The 15,995-nt window shown below is 52.3% G+C and carries 14 protein-coding genes; 8 read left to right on the plus strand and 6 right to left on the minus strand.

Features of this window, described 5'->3' with window-relative positions; translation table 11 throughout:
• Positions 1–12 precede the first annotated feature (12 nt).
• The 4 genes from K3G39_RS13390 (at position 13) to K3G39_RS13405 (ending at position 5,289) form a co-directional block, all read left to right on the plus strand.
• On the plus strand, positions 13–222 hold the full coding sequence (locus K3G39_RS13390) for a hypothetical protein (RefSeq protein ID WP_220626676.1): 210 nt from the start codon (positions 13–15) through the stop codon (positions 220–222).
• 105 nt (positions 223–327) lie between these two features.
• The gene (locus K3G39_RS13395; protein WP_220626677.1) at positions 328–945 is read left to right on the plus strand and encodes a hypothetical protein; all 618 of its coding nucleotides are present in this window, start codon (positions 328–330) and stop codon (positions 943–945) included.
• A gap of 78 nt (positions 946–1,023) precedes the next feature.
• Positions 1,024–2,772 (plus strand): ABC transporter ATP-binding protein, encoded by a 1,749-nt coding sequence (locus K3G39_RS13400; RefSeq protein WP_220626678.1) that lies wholly within the window; start codon positions 1,024–1,026, stop codon positions 2,770–2,772.
• Between the two features lie 309 nt (positions 2,773–3,081).
• Entirely contained in the window at positions 3,082–5,289 is a 2,208-nt protein-coding gene (locus tag K3G39_RS13405) for an acylase (RefSeq protein ID WP_220626679.1), read from the plus strand.
• A 51-nt stretch (positions 5,290–5,340) separates the two neighbouring features.
• Here the strand turns inward: K3G39_RS13405 and K3G39_RS13410 are convergent, their stop codons facing one another.
• The 3 genes from K3G39_RS13410 to K3G39_RS13420 all read right to left on the minus strand — a co-directional run bounded on the left by K3G39_RS13410 (position 5,341) and on the right by K3G39_RS13420 (position 10,630).
• Complete coding sequence (locus K3G39_RS13410) at positions 5,341–5,517, minus strand: hypothetical protein (protein WP_220626680.1); 177 nt, start codon at positions 5,515–5,517, stop codon at positions 5,341–5,343.
• Between the two features lie 116 nt (positions 5,518–5,633).
• Positions 5,634–6,425 (minus strand): hypothetical protein, encoded by a 792-nt coding sequence (locus K3G39_RS13415; RefSeq protein ID WP_255594322.1) that lies wholly within the window; start codon positions 6,423–6,425, stop codon positions 5,634–5,636.
• A 290-nt stretch (positions 6,426–6,715) separates the two neighbouring features.
• Complete coding sequence (locus tag K3G39_RS13420) at positions 6,716–10,630, minus strand: S8 family serine peptidase (protein WP_220626681.1); 3,915 nt, start codon at positions 10,628–10,630, stop codon at positions 6,716–6,718.
• 435 nt (positions 10,631–11,065) lie between these two features.
• Between K3G39_RS13420 and K3G39_RS13425 the strand changes: the two genes are divergently transcribed.
• Both K3G39_RS13425 and K3G39_RS13430 read left to right on the plus strand, forming a co-directional pair.
• A complete protein-coding gene (locus K3G39_RS13425; protein WP_220626682.1) occupies positions 11,066–11,419 on the plus strand; it encodes a DUF6152 family protein in 354 nt (117 codons plus the stop codon).
• Positions 11,420–11,421: 2 nt separating this feature from the next.
• Entirely contained in the window at positions 11,422–11,907 is a 486-nt protein-coding gene (locus K3G39_RS13430; RefSeq protein ID WP_370627263.1) for a DUF6644 family protein, read from the plus strand.
• A 24-nt stretch (positions 11,908–11,931) separates the two neighbouring features.
• Here K3G39_RS13430 and K3G39_RS13435 read toward each other — a convergent pair whose 3' ends face one another.
• The 3 genes from K3G39_RS13435 to K3G39_RS13445 all read right to left on the minus strand — a co-directional run bounded on the left by K3G39_RS13435 (position 11,932) and on the right by K3G39_RS13445 (position 14,278).
• Positions 11,932–13,065: an ATP-binding protein gene (locus tag K3G39_RS13435; RefSeq protein ID WP_220626683.1), complete on the minus strand. Its 1,134-nt coding sequence runs from the start codon at positions 13,063–13,065 to the stop codon at positions 11,932–11,934.
• Between the two features lie 231 nt (positions 13,066–13,296).
• Positions 13,297–13,911: a c-type cytochrome gene (locus K3G39_RS13440; protein ID WP_220626684.1), complete on the minus strand. Its 615-nt coding sequence runs from the start codon at positions 13,909–13,911 to the stop codon at positions 13,297–13,299.
• Positions 13,912–14,071: 160 nt separating this feature from the next.
• A complete protein-coding gene (locus tag K3G39_RS13445) occupies positions 14,072–14,278 on the minus strand; it encodes a hypothetical protein (RefSeq protein ID WP_220626685.1) in 207 nt (68 codons plus the stop codon).
• Positions 14,279–14,339: 61 nt separating this feature from the next.
• Between K3G39_RS13445 and K3G39_RS13450 the strand changes: the two genes are divergently transcribed.
• Positions 14,340–14,567 carry a hypothetical protein gene (locus K3G39_RS13450; protein ID WP_220626686.1) on the plus strand — a complete coding sequence of 76 codons (228 nt, stop codon included), beginning with the start codon at positions 14,340–14,342 and terminating at the stop codon, positions 14,565–14,567.
• Positions 14,568–14,853: 286 nt separating this feature from the next.
• Positions 14,854–15,942 carry a DUF3616 domain-containing protein gene (locus K3G39_RS13455; protein WP_220626687.1) on the plus strand — a complete coding sequence of 363 codons (1,089 nt, stop codon included), beginning with the start codon at positions 14,854–14,856 and terminating at the stop codon, positions 15,940–15,942.
• The last annotated feature ends 53 nt before the right edge of the window (positions 15,943–15,995 follow it).

Here is a 15,995-nt window from a genome sequence, read left to right on the forward strand (position 1 = left end):
CTGCATCTGCTTATGCCCAGAAAAACCAATACCGGACCGAAGCGCTCAAACAAGCCTCTGACAAGCAGCTGCACGTGTATGCAGGAGCCCGTGCAGTTGGTGCGCTTATACCTCCGGTCTTCCCCTGCTGACATACGCAGCTATTCCTCAGAAGACCAAACAGCCGATTACAGTAGTCCGGTTTGTTATGCCCATCTGCGGGAGTTTCGGGAAGGCTTCTGATAAGGGCGGTTAAACATGGTGAACACACCTGCTTCCCAAGCAAAGTTATCTTCCTTTTAATGCTGGCTTCGTATATATAAATTACTTATTATAAAATACTTCGCTATGAAAATAAATTTACGCATCTGGGGGCTGATGGCCATCATCTCCTTTCTGAGCCTGTCGGCCTGCGAGGAAAGAGACGGCGCTGATTCTGCTGTTGATCTCTCATTCTCATCGTCTGAGTTTTTGCTCGATGACCTGGATGCGCTGGCAAAACCGCAGCTGCGCGATGGATGCAATGATAAAGCGTTTAACATCCATACCGCAGCCACATCCAGAACTGACCGGCAAACACTTTCATACATCCTGCCTGCGTTGGGCCTGCAGACCAACCAGGCCGCCACGATCCGCGATTTTGCACGCAATCACCAGCAGTCTACGGTGACCGTCCGGGGTAGCATCAGCATGATCCACCAACAGATTCTGATGCGGGCCAACGCCAAGCGCGACGCCCATATGAACGCCTTCTATGAAAAGAAAATCACAAAAGCGCAACTGGACGAGAAACTGGTCACCCTCCTCGATCGTGTGACGGCAGAACTCAGAGAAGATGAAAAGAAACAACCGCATATGCAGGTGCTGCGCCAGCACCGCGCCCGCCTGATGCAGGACATTGAAACTGCGCTGAACCCGACTCAGCTTCAGCAGTGGAACAACTGGCGGCGCAGCATTCCTTCTTAAGGTATAGCACGTCCCTTTTTTTAAAATGCTCACAGCAGGTATACCTGTCGTGAGCATTTTTTTGTCGTATCTTCACCCATGCCAAAATCAAAAAAACTACAGAACGTTACGATTGCAGAAGTATTCAGGACTATTATCTGGCCGCGGCGCAAGTACCTCGGGGTCGGGTTGGTGCTTATCGTTATTAGTCGCCTGGCTGGTTTGGTGCTGCCGGGTGCCAGTAAGTTTCTTATCGATGATGTGATCCCGACCGGTGACAGCACCATGCTCAAATGGCTGATCGGGGCCGTGCTGGTGGCTATTGTCATTCAGTCGGTTACTTCTTTTGCGCTCACCCAAATACTGAGTGTGGAGGCCCAGCACCTCATATCGCAACTGCGCGCCAAAGTGCAGCGCCACATCATGCAGTTGCCCATCCGCTTTTTCGACAATACCAAAACCGGCGAACTGGTCTCGCGCATCATGACCGATGTGGAAGGGGTGCGAAACCTTGTGGGCACCGGCTTTGCGCAGATGATAGGCGGCGTACTGACCTCGCTCATCTGCCTGGTGCTGCTCATCTACATCAGTCCACTCATGACAGGTTTTGCACTCATTCCGGTAGCTATTTTTGGAGTGATCTCCCTTAAGGCATTCGGTAAGATCAGGCCGATCTTCCGGGAGCGCGGCGTGATCAATGCCGAGGTAACTGGCCGCCTGACCGAAACGCTGGGTGGTGTGCGCGTGATAAAGGGTTTTAATGCAGAGGAGCAGGAGATCAAGACATTTGAGGATGGCGTGACGCGACTTTTCCTGAACGTGAAACAGAGCCTGACCACCACCAGTATGGTGACCTCTGCCGCTACCTTGCTGCTGGGTATTGCCTCGGCGGGCATCATGGGCATTGGCGGTTACCTGATCATGAAAGGCGAAATGACCTTTGGCGACTTTCTGGCTTTCACGCTATACCTTGGTTTTATGATCGCGCCGATCCTGCAAATGAGCAATATCGGAAGCCAGTTCACGGAAGCCTTCGCCGGCCTCGACCGAACCCAGGAGATCCTGAACACACCGCTGGAGGATGCTCACGGAACCCGCACCCTGAAGCTCGATCAGATTCACGGCGACATCGTGTTCGACCACGTGGCTTTTGCTTATGAAACCGGTAAAGATGTGGTGAAGGAGATCAGCTTTCGGGCACCTGCAGGTTCTGTCACGGCACTGGTAGGCACTTCGGGCTCCGGCAAAACGACCATCGCCGGACTGGCCGCCTCTTTTCTTAATCCTGACAGTGGTACCATCACCGTAGATGGTCACGACCTGCAAAGCATCAGTTTGCAGAGCTACCGCAGTCAGCTGGGCGTGGTGCTGCAGGATGATTTCCTGTTCGAGGGCAGCATCCGCCAGAACATCCTTTTCCCGCGCCCTCATGCCACCGAGGAACAACTGATGCAGGCAGTACAGGCCGCGCATGTGCAGGAGTTCACTGACCGTTTCCCGGAGGGCTTGGACACGCTGATCGGAGAGCGGGGTGTGAAACTGTCAGGTGGACAGCGACAACGCATTGCCATTGCCCGTGCTATACTGGCCGATCCGCGCATCCTCATCCTGGACGAAGCCACTTCCAACCTCGACACCGAAAGCGAGAGCCTCATTCAGGCCAGCCTCAAAACCCTAATGCAGGGTCGCACCACCTTCGTGATCGCCCACCGCCTTAGCACGATCCGGCAGGCCGACCAGATTCTGGTGATCGAGCAGGGCCGCATTGCCGAGCAGGGGCGCCATGAAGAACTGCTGGAGAAGCAGGGACGTTATTATCAACTCTATACCTATCAGGCCCGAATTTGAGGTTATAGCTGGTTTGAATTTGTAGGCAGTTGTCCTGCTTTTGCTATTTCGCATTTGCCATTTATTTCTGTTCCGGATTTGCGATCAGGAACCACTCGCTTTGCGGATTTGCAATCCGTTTACCGGTCAGTAGCTGCTGCCTTTGCTATGCGGATTACAAATCCGAAAAAGCTCTTGGAGCGGGGCTCTATACCTGAAGCTGTTATGAATGCCTTAGGTATAGCGTGCGCCCGTTATACATCATTTCTGTGTTTTTCAGAATATTGCTTAAATTGGTAAATCGAATTTCAGCTTATCTACCTAAAACCCATGAAATACCTTTTCAAGTCCAAGGCGCTCCTGCTGCTTTTATTCGTCTACCTTTCTTCCTGCGCCACCAACGGCAAAACTGACACTGCAACTGAGCTGGCGAAGTGGGAAGAGCAAGCCGCCCGCGTCACCATCATGCGCGATGATTTTGGCGTGCCGCACGTCTATGGCAAGACCGATGCCGATGCTGTATTCGGACTGCTGTACGCCCAGTGCGAAGATGATTTTAACCGCGTAGAACGCAACTACATGTGGGCCATCGGAAGACTAGCAGAGGCAGAAGGAGAGGAAATGATCTACAGCGACCTGCGTGCGAAGTTGTACATGACCGAAGAAGAGGCGAAAGCTGAATATGAGAGAAGTCCGGAGTGGCTGAAGGAGCTTTGCCAGGCCTTTGCCGACGGCATCAACTACTACTTGCACTCGCACCCGGAGGTGAAGCCGAAACTGCTCACCCGCTTTGAGCCCTGGATGCCGATGTACTTCAGCGAAGGCTCTATTGGCGGCGACATCGAAAGTGTTTCCACCAAGGGCATCAAAGCTTTTTATGAAGAAGACCGGTCGCTTGGGCTAAACAGCCACGGCCACGGTCTGGTGCAGCCGGCTTTGCTGGAAGAGCCGAAGGGTTCGAACGGCTTTGCCATTTCAGGTAAGCACACGGCCTCCGGCGACGCCATGCTGCTGATCAATCCGCATACCTCTTTTTTCTTTAGGGGCGAGGTGCATGCCGTAAGTGAAGAGGGGCTGAACGCCTACGGTGCCGTGACCTGGGGGCAGTTTTTCATTTACCAAGGCTTTAACGAGAAGACCGGCTGGATGCACACTTCCGCTTATGCCGATGTGATCGACGAGTTTGAAGAGACGATTGTGAAGCAGGACGGCAAGTTGTTCTACAGGTATGGGGAGGAACTGCGCCCGGTAGAAACACAGGAAGTAACCTTAGCCTACAAGGCCGGCGATGAACTGAAGAAGAAGACTTTCACGACCTACCGCACCCACCACGGACCGATCACGCATATGAACGGCGACAAATGGGTGGCCACGGCGCTGATGTGGAAGCCAGCTGATGCCCTGATTCAGTCCTATACCCGCACCAAGAAAAGCAACCTGAAGGAATTCGACGAGATGATGCAGATGCGCACTAACTCATCTAACGCCACCGTGTATGCCGATGCCGACGGCAACATCGCCTACTACCACGGCAACTTCTTCCCCAAGCGCGACACTTCCTTCGACTACTCCAAGCCCGTAGATGGCAGCAACCCAAAAACTGACTGGAACGGTCTGCATACCCTGGACGAAACGATCCGCCTTGTGAACCCGCCAAACGGCTGGATCCAAAACTGTAACTCCACACCTTTCACAGCCGCTGCTGAGTACAGCCCGAAGAAAGAGGATTACCCGGTATACATGGCGCCTTCGCCTGAAAACTACCGGGGCGTGCACGCCATCCGACTGCTCAAAAAAGCAGAGAACCTGACACTCGACAAACTCATAGACCTGGCCTACGACCCATACCTGCCGGGCTTTGAAGTGCTCATACCTGGACTCGTGAAAGCCTATGATGCCCAAAAGCCAACCGACCCGAAACTAAAAGCAGCGATCGACGTGATGCGCAACTGGGACTATGCCGTTTCGGAAGAGTCGGTGGCGATGTCGCTGGCGCATTTCTATGCCACCAACCTGCTGCGCGACGGCAGCGCACCAAAGGGACACATCATGGAGCGTTTCGACTACTATGCCGACACAGCCCCTGCATCGGAGCGCCTGGAGATTTTCAGCAAGACTATCGCTGAACTGGAGCAGGATTTCGGGAAGTGGAACACACCCTGGGGGGAGATCAATCGTTTCCAGCGCCTGACCGGCGACATCAAGCAGCCCTTTAATGATGCGGCACCAAGTATACCGGTAGGTATGGCCTCGGGCAACTGGGGAGCCCTGGCTTCCTATGGCGCCAACCGTTACGACACCAAGCGTCTGTACGGTACTTCCGGCAACAGCTTTGTAGCGATGGTGGAGTTTGGCGACAAGGTAAAAGCCAAGACCATCCTGGCAGGTGGTCAAAGCGGCGACCCAAAATCACCGCACTTTAACGACCAGGCCCAGCGCTATGCCGATGTGCAGTTTAAGGATGTGGCCTACTACCGCGAGGATGTGGAGAAAAGAGCCAAAGCCAGGTATAAGCCGGGGCAGAAAGTAGTTAAATAGAAGAATTATTACCCATTTAAAAAGCCTCTGCTAAAAGCAGAGGCTTTATTTTTATTTAACTCGTACCGGCATCAGTTCGCGCCCGAAGTACACCATGTCCTTTTGAGAAAGGTTACCATTGACGATGCAGTAGTAGATGTGCTTCAGGTATAGTCTGATGATTAATTTTAGATCCGGATTCACTTTTGTGAACACTTCAGATCGGATAGGGAATGTATTTTTTAACATACTCTAAGATACGTATTTTAATCCATTGTCAACGTCTTATTCGGGTATATTTCCCAAAGGAGTCCCTGCGTCGGATCAGTGGGGGTATCACAAACAAAAGTACTACAAATGAATACTTACTCAGATACTTCGGCGGATTTGAGTTGCTCCATACTGCGCTGATCTATTTTGATGATCCCACGCTTTGGCCGGTCGAGGTCGATGATAATGAACACCACCAGGCAGATCAGAAAACTCATCAGCGCTGATGGCAGGATGGCACGTTGGTTACCCAGTCCACTGCCATACCCGATCAAGGCACCTGACATGATGAATACAATAAAGAGCAGAAACAGAATCACCTCAGGTATATGCGCGGCCAATAGCGCATTCCGGATGCCGTGGGATTCAATCATGTTGTTGAGCGAATTAATGAAGAAGCCTGTGGTTACCGTGCGCGGATCGATACGGGCTGCCTTGACAGCGTGCTCCCAGATATTGCGCTGCAGGTCTTTGGTTTCTTTGGCGAGTGCCTCCTGCTCCGTTACCATGGCATAATCCGTGTTGCTGACTGCCAGCCGCAGGTCAATGTATTGTTGCAACAGCGCTTGCGATAGCGAGTCGTAGGGGGTCGGGAGCAAATGTGTCCGCACCAGGGCGGTGCCGATGGCATTGGCTTCGTTTATGACCGCCTCACTGCGGCTGTCGTAGCGATGCAGGCCCATGTTGAAGGTGAACCCAAGTATCAGTGCCAGCAAGCCCAGGGTGCCAGCCTGTATGGTATTGGTTTGCGTTTTAACGTCTTTATCAGTTTTGCGCTGGTAGCGATGTCCGATCCGGTAGCCAATCTCTTGGGCGACCAGTATCAGCACAAACAACACCGCCACGATCAGGATACTGTTATGGTCGTACATTATTTCTGTTGCCATGCCTTTTATCCTTCTCTAAACTTCTGTCAGCCAGCCGCAGGCACCTGTAAAGCGGCTAAGCCCTATACGTATTTCCCATCATAAGAAGTACGAACTGCGCGCATTACCTGTAAGCCCATCGACCAGTATTATAGCCAAAAACTGGTAACATTGGTAACCTTTTGTGCTTTAGCTACTGAAGGCCTCTACCTGTGTAGAGCTGCTGCCATGCCTGTCAGGCTCGGATGAAACTAGTACCTACAAAAAAGCCCAGCGTAGAGCCAGGCTTTTTTGTAGGTTAAAAAGTAGCTTTATTCTTTCACCAGCTTGTGCGTCTGCACCTTGCTGCCGTTCGTCACTTGGATCAGGTATAGCCCCTTTGGTTGGTCTTCGAGGTTCAGCTGTTGGGTCTGTGTAGCACTTTCCAGAGTCAGGTTGCGCTGCTGCACCAGTTTGCCGTTTACATCCCACACGCTGATCTGGAACTGCTCATGCGCCGCACCATTCACTACCAGGTTGAAATCGCCGTTGGTCGGGTTCGGGTATACCATGTCGCTCGAAGCGCCCATGATGGCAGACTCGCTTTGTGCCGCCAGTGCATTATCGGTCACTTCTACCTGTATGCTCTTGGTCGAAACCTTGGCATCGCAGTCGCCTAGCACAGTCAGGGTGATGGTATAGATGCCCGGCTTGCCGAAGGTAACAGTTGCGTTGGTCATGTCATGAGCGGCACGCTGCCCCTTGGTCGGAGCAAAGCTGATGGCACCTCCGCTCACATTCCAGTTATAGATAAGCGCTTTCTTGCTCTGACCCGCGTTCAGCTGGATAGCTTCACCTACATTAACTTTGGTGGCAGAAGCTGAAAAGGCTGCAACAGGCAGTTTGTCTGCATTATCAATAGTGTGGATGGCAATGGCCAGATCTGAATACAGCGACACCAGTTCTACCATGTTGAGCCAGGTGCCAGAGTAATTAGCCATGGAGCGGGTACCCATGTTCGCGCCAGCCGTGCTGGTGGACAGGTAGAAGGTTTCTTGTGGAGCGTAGTTAATTGAGAAGCCCACATATACCTTGCCATTGGCAGGTGCCAATACAGGCTGGTCCAGCACCACGTCGATGTTACCGCTGTTTGTATTTACGGCCTGGATCAGGCTGCTATACTTTACGGTTGTCGAGCTGATCACCTGACCTGGTCTGCCGTCCGGGCCAGTCGCGTCCCATACCTTCACCAGAATTGTGGAATTAGCCGGATTCGGGGCAACTGCTGCATATACATTCAGAGTAGCCTTGGTCAGTGCCTGGCCTGCGCTCAGTTCAAACAGTTTGGCATAGTCTGCTATACCATAGCCGTTGTGGCCTGAGAAAGCGCCACCTGCTGCTGTACCGTAGGCTGTCAGGCGAGGAAACGGCAAGTCGACGGTGTTGCAGTCCTGGCCAGCATTCAGGATCTCAACATACTGTTTCTTGTAGGCTTCCGCCTTTACACCATTCGGATTTTTGGCGATCAGGGTCACATCGTATTTCCCTTTCTGCGTGAAGGTGATCTCCGGGTTGATTTCTGTGGAGGTGATGCGCTGCCCCCCCTGCACGATCAGCCATTCGTAGCTGGTAGCATTCTCGGCTTTGTTCACAAACCGTACAGGCATACCTGCATTGGCTGTCTGAGCAGACACCTCGAAAGCGGCTACAGGCGCTTTGCTGCAATCAGCTACACTCACCTGCTGCAGGAAAGTGTTGCGGAGCTGCACCGGATAATTTACACTGCCCTCAGTGATCGTGATGTTGCGGCGTGCTGCCAGGCTGGCTTGGTAAACACCTGCTGAGGTGTAAGTGGCAGAAGCTGTGGCCTCAGTAGAAGTGCTGCCATTGCCGAAATTCCAGCTGTAAGCATCTGCGTTGGCTATACCTGATGCGCTGAATGCCCGCGGGCTGCCCATGCAAACCTCGGCTTTTGCCGACATGGTGCCGCTTGGGAACAGGGATTTTTCAGCCACAACCGGGAAGATGGCCAGCGTCCAGGCGGCACCGATTTGTCCGGCTATTTGCCACCTGTTGCTAAAATACATTGCCGCATTCGAACCACTGGCAGCAGAGGTGTAGTGGTGAATGGAGATGTTATCGCCAGTACCGTAGTCAATTTCAAAACCGATGTAAAAGCTCTTGTCGGCCGGGATCTGCACCGGTTTGTCGAAGTAGATGTAGTTCGGGCTGAGGGTACCTGGTAAGCCATTGGCTACAAGGTCAGTGATTTTAACAATTTGGCTGTGCAGTACGCGGCCCGGAAGACCTTTGTCTGCTTCCCATACCTTTACCCGGATATGACCGTTCGGGGATCCAGCGGTTGCCAGTCGGAAGGAGATGTTCACACCAGCGATCTGGTGGCTGTCGCTGTACTTGTAGAAGTTGGCAAAAGCCGGGATGTTGTTGGTGCTATGCCCGTTCACCCCAGATGCCCCCACAGGACCGGCTAGCGGCAAGCCCAGGATGTCAGTTTGGGAAAAGCCGGTAACGTTCACCTGCATGGTTTTGGTGGCGCTGCCGTTCACCGTGAGGGTAACGGTATGCGTACCTGCTTGTGTGAAGGCAACGGTCGGATTTATTTCAGTGGAAGTGGCTTTGTCGGCATTTTCAAAAGTCCAGGCGAAGCTGCTTTCTCCAATCGAGCGGTTCACGAAGGTCACTTTCTCGCCTATAACGATCTCAGACTTGCTCAGGATAAAGGCAGCTGCTGCTTGCAGGCTGGTGCCGCCTGCAGCACGTATAGCCTCATAAGCGTTTATGCGTCCGGCACCCAACTGCCCCTCGTAGCCTGGGTTTACCAGATCGATGTTATCGGCAGTAGAAGTGAGAATCTGCTTCACCCGCTCCGGGGTAAGTGATGGGTTCTGAGATTTCATCATTCCTACCAGACCGGCTACCATTGGCGTAGACATGGAGGTGCCAGACTTAGCCCCATAAGCACCAGCAGCAATATTTGGTGCTGTTCCAGGCACGGTGCTCACAATAGCGTTGCCTGGTGCAGTAATAGTTACCCATTTGCCGTAAGTGGAGGAGCTGCTTTTTTTATCAGCAGCATCCGAGTTGGCAACCGAGATCACGTTCTGGTAATTAGCCGGGTACTGCTCAACGTCGTTACCATTGTTGCCGGCAGAGGCGATGAAGATCATCCCCATTGCAGCGCCTTCGTTGATCAGATCCTGAAAAGCCTGGGAATAACCACCGCCTCCGAAGGACATGGAAACCACATCCGCCTTGGCACCACGCACGGCATAGGCCAGGCCGTCGAAAGAAGCATTGATGGCGGTAGTGCTAGTTGTATTGTCGAGGGTAGACTTCACAGGTACGATCTGCACCTTGTTGTTACTGACAGCGGCTACGCCAACGCCATTGCCGGTAACCGCACCCGCTATACCTGCGCAGTGCGTGCCATGTGAGAATACCGTCGGGCTGGCAAGGTTGCCATTGGCAGAAGGCACCAACGGTGGGCTCGGGTTATTGTCCTTGTCGGCCGCATCCCAGCCGTTCACGTCATCGATGTAACCGTTGCCATCATCATCGATGCCGTTGGTAGCCTTGTCGTTACCATTGGCATCAAGTCCTGTTTCACCCGGATTGGTCCAGATGTTTGCCTTCAGGTCGCTGTGGCTGATCAGCACGGCATCGTCCACAATGGCGAGCTTGACAGGCTTGCTGTCCGGGTTGTTGAAGGAGGAGAAAGCCTGAATCGCCTTGGTGATATGAAGGGAATACTGATTGTTTGTCAGCAACGGATCGTTGGGTGAGGTGTGGATGTAGTAGATCGGCACGCGCTCGGCATACTCTACTTCCTGCATGGCGTTCAGCTCCGTGAGCAGCTGGTCTACTGTTCCTTTGGAGCCGTCGAGCTCTACCTGGAAGATACGGTCCACGTTGCGGCCCATAGCCTTGCCGGCAGCCTGCCGCATCATACGGGCATCCGCTTTGAGCAGCGCCTTACTGAGCTTGTCCTGCTTCAACTTCTGTCCGCGGGCCTTCTTATCGTTGAAGGCAAGGGCAGCACCGGTCGTTTCGGAGCGGAATTTCACAAAGATCTTATCGTCGTGATAAGGCTTTTCCAGACTCTGGGAGCCTGTAGGCGGGGTAGCGGAGGTGAGTTGAGGCGCGGTCAGCTCCTGCGCCCGCAGTGGTGCTACCTGCCCGGCCAGCAGCGCCGCGAGCAATGTACAGGCAATGTAAATTTTTTTCATAAGACAGTTTGAGGTGAAAGTTAGTTTTAAGGTAGTTGCAAGTGAATTTTGCTATAGGGAAACAATACGTAAATTTTAATATTTGGATATGCTTATAGTAAGATATAAAAATAGGATACTGATGTTAAAACACAGGTTGTTATTGATATAGCTGGATGAGATTGTTGCAGGTGTTGTATAAAAACATGATAGCAAAAGAAAAGCAAGCGTGGTGAAGGCAGAGTCAAAAGTTGTACAATGGCTTGTGAAGCCTTTAGGCTAAATAGCAGCTGCATCCGGCAACCCAACCGGAACCCTGCAAAGCGGCAGGTATAACCATAATCTTCTGGCCTTCTTCAGAGCAGAGTAGCCGGTGTTACAAAGAGTGTTCTACACCTGCACCTTTTCCATTTTCCCTCGTTTTAACATAAGTGTAATACTAACTTGCTTATACCTATGATCTTAGCTGCCAAAATACTTCTGATTATTTTTCTGCCTTTCTCTGCCGCTATTACCGTTTTGCACCATGGATGGGCTAACTACGACCAAACCAAAAGGCTGGACTACACCGGCCTGGTAGAAGAACTGACCTACGAGAATCCGCATGGCATGCTACAGTTAGAGCACGAGGGCAAGACCTGGACGGTCGTACTGGCACCGCCCAGCAGAATGAACTCCCGGGGCCTGACAAAAGACATGATTCAGCCGGGAGACTCGGTGCGTGTTGTGGGGTATCCGCATAAAGAAGTGGAAGATGAGATGCGTGCAGAGCGGATCTATGTGGGAGATAAAAAGATAGAACTACGCTAGCAGTGACTGGTGCGTTGGCAGGGCTGCTGCAAGGACTGGAGGACTCCGCACCGGCTGGTGCCATCCGGGCTTCTACGTGGCTATACCCATTTCTGGAGATTGTGCACATCCTGGGCATCGTGTTGTTGGTGGGCGCTGCCTTCCTCTTCGATCTGCGCCTGCTGGGTTTTTCTAAAAACCTGCCCGTCCCGGACCTGGCCCGCCATTTGTTGCCCTGGTCCAGAAGGGGGCTATACCTGATCGTGCCTTCGGGTTTGCTGCTGTTCTGTACGAATGCGGTAGCACTGGCAAGCGACACTGTCTTTCACCTTAAGCTAATTCTGCTGGTAGTGGGCGGTTTAAATGCCGGGTTTTTTCATCGTTTTATCGCTTCTTCATTACCCGATTGGCGGTATAGCAACACACCCGCCGCCGCAAAAACTGTGGCGGTGTGCTCTATCGTAGTGTGGGTGATGGTGATTACCTGCGGCCGCCTGCTGGCTTATTAGATCACCACAAATCCGAAGAAAATCTTAAACGGCTGCCGGAAAATAAAGCCTGAATTCTGTACCGGCATCTTCCTCGCTTGTTACTTCTATTTTGCCGCCGGCGTTCTCCAGGATGCGTTTCACCATGTATAGCCCGATGCCGGTACCTTCCACATGGTCATGAAATCGCTTGAACATCGTGAACATCTGTGGCTGCTGGCGAGCGTTTATACCCAGGCCATTGTCTTTTAGGCATAATAACACCCAGGGTTCTTCCAGGCGTGTGCTTAGCGTGATAAGGCAATCACGGTCCGGCGACTGAAACTTGATGGCATTGCTGATCAGGTTGTACAAAATACTCCTGAAGTTTTTCCGTGAGAACATCAGCTGATATACCTGCAGGTCGGTATGGATGAAGCAGTCCTTCAGATTGGCTGGTTTGTTCAGGTCGGCCATGATCTCATCGTACACTTCCTTGATATTGATCACCTCATTCGAAGCACTTTCGCTGAAACCTTTCTGCATCCTGCTGATCTCGGTCAGGTCTGCTATGGTCCGTTTAAACCGACCAACAGAATCCACTACATGCTGCAAAATCTCTTCGGTGGTGCTGTTCAGGGCATCAGAAGTCTGCAATTCCTTTTTCAGGATAACCATCAGCCCTTCTATGTTCATGATCGGAGACCGGAGATCGTGGGAGGCTGTGTAAATGAAGGTATCCAGGTCGAGGTTGATGCGCTCCAGTTCGGTATTCTTGTGCTCGAGTGCGCTTTGCTGGCGGGCAGCCAGCTTATCCCGCAGCTCTTTCTGCTCGGTTCTGTCGCCCGTTATCTTTGTGAAACCAATGTGTTTGCCGTCTGAATAAATGGGGGTAAGTTTGATATTGGCCCAGAACAGCGAACCGTCTTTTCGCTTGCGCCAGTCCTGCGCTTCATACACGCCTTCCTCCAGGGCAGATTTCAGTTCTGTCAGGGGTTTGCCTGCCTGCTGGTATTCATCCGGAAACAGCATGCCATAAAATTCACCAATAAATTCATCTTCTTTGTATCCCTTCAGTTGCTCTACTCCCTGGTTCCAGGTGGTGATGATACCCTCGGTATCCATCGCGAATATGGCGTAATCTTTAACCTGCTCAATAAAATAAGAGTTGATTTCTTCAGGTGAATGCTGTGGGTTCATGCAGTGTAAACGCTTTTTTTCTAACTGTTTACTCTTTAAACAAGGCGGAGGTTATGATGTTTATCAGGAAGAATAGTTTGATTCATCAGAACGAAATCTACTGCTATTGCGGGCTAGCTGTTCGTGATGCTACCCGGGCTGAAAGTACGTGCTGCAAGCGCACACTAACCGGTATTAGCCTGATCTGGCAAGCGGATATTGCTGATTGATGGATCAAAACAAAGTAGAACACTACTTGCCGGGCGTGGCAGTTACCGGAGGATCAGGAGCCGGAACAACGTTATTGATCGGCTTGGTAGATTTGAGGTAGGCAAAAATGGCGCTCAACTCTTTGTCAGTCATGTTCATATACATGTCCCAGGGCATAGGGGGCAATAGGTTTCGGTTGTTTTCCAGGCCCTTATACTTGCCCTTCCGGATGGCCGTAAAGAACTGTTTTTCCGTCCAATTGCCAATGCCGGTTGCATCAGAGGTTAAATTGGCTGCATACGAAATTCCCCAGGGCCCGACCCAGGCAGTCAGTGTATTGGTTACAATCAAGCCTTTCTGTTCCATTTCCTTGCGGTTCACGTCAGGGGGCGGCATATTGGCCGGATGTCCGGATAAGGCGCGTGCGTAGTCCAGCACGGGGCCCTTGTCGGTCATTTTTTTGGGAGTATGGCAATCATGGCAACCGGAAGTGATCACCAGGTGCTCCCCGAGTTTGAGCTGTTCCTGATCTGTCTGCAGTGCACTGCCAGCGCCGGCCAGTTTCATGCTTTCTCCAGGCTGATGTGGCAAGTATGGCATGGAGAACAGCAGCAAGGAGAAGAGTAACAGGGATGAGATAAATAGAAAGATTTTCATAGTGTTAAGGTTTAAGGTGGTAGGAATCAGTTTGCGAACAGTATACCTAATTTACCTCAACTCCATCACTATCGGAATTACTTACTGGATTACCTTGTGAACGGATGGGTGCATGGGGTTAAGGTAATAATTTCCGGACTAAGTGGCAGAAAGGTGACTGTTATCGTTCGCTTTTGAAATCATCCAGAAAAGCCTGCAGCTCCTGCAACGGCCGGGTGAAATACTGCTTGTTTTCGGGTCGGATCGCCAACAGGCAGGCCAGCGCAGCCAGCGCAAAGATGACCAGAGCCGCTACCGGATAAACCAGCACGCCGACCGGCAGGTATAGCACAAACATGAACACCATCCAGGCGGAAGATGAAGTCACCGCCCTGCTCATGCTCGACTATGACCGCAGGCGCTGAGTCAATTACCACAGGCGCTGGGTCATGGAGCGGTGGCACCTGGTGCTCAAGGGCGGCGTGAAAGTGGAGCGGCTGCAGGTTGACAGTTTCCAGCGCCTTTCCAATGCCATTGCCCTGCTCTCCCTTGTGGCCTGGCAGCTGCTTTGGCTCAAGAAACTGGCAGCGCAGGCCCCGGAACTGGCAGCGCAGCGCATGTTTTTGAGCCGCTTCAGCTGCAAGTACTCGAGCAGCAGACAGGCAAGAAGACGCTGACAGTAAAAGGAGCCTTAGGCGCCATAGCTGCACGGGCTGGCTTTACGCCTTCCAAAAAGCAGCCGTTGCCAGGAGAGAAAATCATTGGGAGAGGATGGAATATCTGCTCGAGCAGGTGCCGGGGCTATCAACTCGCGTTACAGAAAACTTATGGGACATGATAAGGCAAGGACGCTCGCGCCGGCGGAGGACATACTATTTGTTGCATGGTTCGTTTTATAGCCACAGTCTGTACACCTGAACCTGCGTACATCTTAACAGGTATGGCCTAAACCGAAACCACTACATGCGCGATAAAATAAAGCTTTCCTTTTCCCCGGAACTGAGCCAGAATGCCAAAGGCAAACATGTGCGCGATGGCCTTTCTACAGCCCTTCTCCTGGGCGATAACTTATGGCTGAGTTGTGACGAGCGCACCACCGTGGAGCGCCTCACCCGTTTACCCGACGGCTCATTCGGTGACCACCGATCTTTTGATATCCATGATTACCTGGACCTCCCGGCAAAGGATTTCAGCGAGATTGACATCGAGGGAATGGGTATGGCTGATCACTACCTCTGGCTGATCGGCTCCCACAGCCTGAAGCGCAAGAAGCCAAAGCGGCATGATTCTATCGCCAAACAGATCAAGCGACTGGCTCAAATCAAAAGCGACCCCAACCGCTACATCCTGGCGCGCATCCCGATGCTGCAGGACCCGAAAACAGGGGACTATACCTTGTACAAAGAAGTGGAAGATCCGGACCAGCCTGGGAAAATGCTGCGGGCGGGGCAGTTGCGGGGCGACAATGCCAGCAATCTGCTAACCGAGTTGATGGAGCAGGACCCGCATATAGCACCTTTCATGAGCATCCCTGGTAAAGATAACGGCTTTGATATAGAAGGACTGGCCGTGCATGGCAGCCGCATTTTTATCGGGCTGCGCGGACCAGTGCTGAGAGGCTGGGCGATGGTGCTGGAAGTGGAGCCGGAGGAGGGTAAGGCCGGCATTTTGCACCTGAAGCAGCTGACAAAAGAGAAACCCTACCGGAAGCATTTTCTGAACCTGCGGGGCAAAGGTATACGTGAGCTGCGCATTCACGGAGATGATATATACCTGCTGGCCGGTCCCACCATGGACCTGGACGGCGTGATTGCCATCTACCGCTGGCCTAATGCACTCAGCAAGCAGGGTGAGCAGGTGGTGCACAACAACGAGCTGGAGCGGCTGGGCGAGGTGCCACATGGCACAGGCGAGAACACCGGGAAAGACAAAGCCGAAGGGCTTGCCATACTGGATGACCAGCGGGTGCTGGTAGTATTCGACAGCCCGACGGATGATCGTACTGTCGGGGAAAATGATGTGGAGGCAGATGTGCTGTGGATAGGGGAGTAGCGATGGTTTAAGTGCTTATCTTTGCTGTTATACCTAAATCTCTGTTCCATACC

The sequence above is a fragment of the Pontibacter sp. HSC-14F20 genome, assembly GCF_019599265.1.
Lineage (GTDB): Bacteria > Bacteroidota > Bacteroidia > Cytophagales > Hymenobacteraceae > Pontibacter.

What these genes read in the sequence shown, in the direction of transcription:
- K3G39_RS13390 (WP_220626676.1), top strand. Translation starts at nt 13, where the DNA reads ATGCCCAGAAAAACCAATACCGGACCGAAGCGCTCAAACAAGCCTCTG.
- K3G39_RS13415 (WP_255594322.1), bottom strand. Translation starts at nt 6,425, where the DNA reads ATGGCAACAGAAATAATGTACGACCATAACAGTATCCTGATCGTGGCG.
- K3G39_RS13410 (WP_220626680.1), bottom strand. Translation starts at nt 5,517, where the DNA reads ATGTTAAAAAATACATTCCCTATCCGATCTGAAGTGTTCACAAAAGTG.
- K3G39_RS13395 (WP_220626677.1), top strand. Translation starts at nt 328, where the DNA reads ATGAAAATAAATTTACGCATCTGGGGGCTGATGGCCATCATCTCCTTT.
- K3G39_RS13425 (WP_220626682.1), top strand. Translation starts at nt 11,066, where the DNA reads ATGATCTTAGCTGCCAAAATACTTCTGATTATTTTTCTGCCTTTCTCT.
- K3G39_RS13420 (WP_220626681.1), bottom strand. Translation starts at nt 10,630, where the DNA reads ATGAAAAAAATTTACATTGCCTGTACATTGCTCGCGGCGCTGCTGGCC.
- K3G39_RS13440 (WP_220626684.1), bottom strand. Translation starts at nt 13,911, where the DNA reads ATGAAAATCTTTCTATTTATCTCATCCCTGTTACTCTTCTCCTTGCTG.
- K3G39_RS13405 (WP_220626679.1), top strand. Translation starts at nt 3,082, where the DNA reads ATGAAATACCTTTTCAAGTCCAAGGCGCTCCTGCTGCTTTTATTCGTC.
- K3G39_RS13400 (WP_220626678.1), top strand. Translation starts at nt 1,024, where the DNA reads ATGCCAAAATCAAAAAAACTACAGAACGTTACGATTGCAGAAGTATTC.
- K3G39_RS13450 (WP_220626686.1), top strand. Translation starts at nt 14,340, where the DNA reads ATGGAGCGGTGGCACCTGGTGCTCAAGGGCGGCGTGAAAGTGGAGCGG.
- K3G39_RS13455 (WP_220626687.1), top strand. Translation starts at nt 14,854, where the DNA reads ATGCGCGATAAAATAAAGCTTTCCTTTTCCCCGGAACTGAGCCAGAAT.
- K3G39_RS13435 (WP_220626683.1), bottom strand. Translation starts at nt 13,065, where the DNA reads ATGAACCCACAGCATTCACCTGAAGAAATCAACTCTTATTTTATTGAG.